This is a genomic window from Sphingomonas sp. RB1R13 (assembly GCF_036663775.1).
Classification (GTDB): Bacteria; Pseudomonadota; Alphaproteobacteria; order Sphingomonadales; family Sphingomonadaceae; genus Sphingomicrobium.
The window spans coordinates 1-1,113 of the sequence record NZ_JAXOJM010000090.1 but is presented as its reverse complement, the minus strand read 5'-3'; the positions used below and the strand labels follow the sequence as shown (position 1 = coordinate 1,113).

1 protein-coding gene and 2 pseudogenes are annotated in these 1,113 nt (G+C 69.8%); all 3 read right to left on the bottom strand.

What is annotated here, in order from left to right:
• Nucleotides 1-288 (bottom strand): annotated as a pseudogene (locus tag U1700_RS15150) (P-type conjugative transfer ATPase TrbB); the annotation flags it as partial.
• The gene (locus tag U1700_RS15145) at nucleotides 285-728 is read right to left on the bottom strand and encodes a CopG family transcriptional regulator (RefSeq protein ID WP_332753500.1); all 444 of its coding nucleotides are present in this window, start codon (nucleotides 726-728) and stop codon (nucleotides 285-287) included. The pseudogene U1700_RS15150 and the gene U1700_RS15145, both read right to left, overlap by 4 nt.
• A 3-nt stretch (nucleotides 729-731) precedes the next feature.
• Nucleotides 732-1,113, bottom strand: a pseudogene (locus U1700_RS15140) (conjugal transfer protein TraG); the annotation flags it as partial.

The window sequence follows — 1,113 nt, the reverse complement described above, 5'->3', positions numbered from 1 at the left end:
ATGGCCTTCGACATGCGGCGGCAGCTCGGCCGAGATGATCGGGTGCTCCGCATGGACCTCGGCGCGGGCGTGCGAGGCGACCAGCCGGACGATGCGCTCGACTTGGTCGGGTGCCATCCGCACCCCGGTGTCGCTCCGGCCCTCGCCGAGACGGTCGAGCCGCAGCGCACCATCGGGATTGACCATGATCTCGACCACCAGCGGATCCCGCATCGCCACGGCGATGTCGGTCCCCAGCGCCGTGATCAGCATCCGGCGGCGACGCTCCGCGGACAGCAGGGCGCTCATCGGTCGCCTCCCCGCTTAGAAGGAATCGTATCGGCTTCCTGCGGCGATCCGCCGAGCGAGCGGCGTCCGGTCGAGACCTGTCGCCCGACCTGCGTCACGAAAGCCTCGAAGCGCTTGGCGCCGAGCGCGCGACCGGCGGCATCGTTCTCGGCGAGCGGTGTCTGGATCGAGAGCTCGAACCGGATGAACAGCGCCAGCGTCTCGAGGATGACATAGGTGTCCCAGTCGACCCGCCCGATCGCATGGGTCAGCCGGTCGAGCCGGATCGCGAACCGGTCCTCCAGCTCGGAGGCGCCGCGCCGGTTGAGCCAGGCGGTCACCGCATCGACGAGGATCGCCGACTTGGTCGCGCCGGGCCTGGCCGCGAGTGCCTCCAGCCGGTCGGACAGCGGTCTCGGGAGAAAGAGTTGATGGCGCACCTTGTCGCTCGTCTTGTCCATCGCTCAAATCCCCAGCTGCAGGTCGTCGGGGCGGCCCGAGGCGGCGTCGAGGCCATAGACCGTGCGAGCGGTGCCGACCTGCTGGGCACGGTCCATCGCGCGTCGTTCGGCCGCCTGATCGCCATCGTCATCGCCGAGGCCAAGTGGGTCGGCGATCTCCGGCTCGACCATCATGGCCGGCTCGACCTCGTGGGCAGGAAGCCGGGCCTGTTCAAGACCGGCTTCCTCCGTGTCTTTGCTAGCGTCGGTGCTAACCGCAAGCCGCAGGTCGGCTCCGCATAACCGGCCGGCCCAGTCGTCGGGGCGGGCGGCGGGCACGTCGCGATATCCGCCTGCATCGAGCGTCGGCGGCGGAAGGACGCGCGCAGTGTAGCGCCGGTCCTCA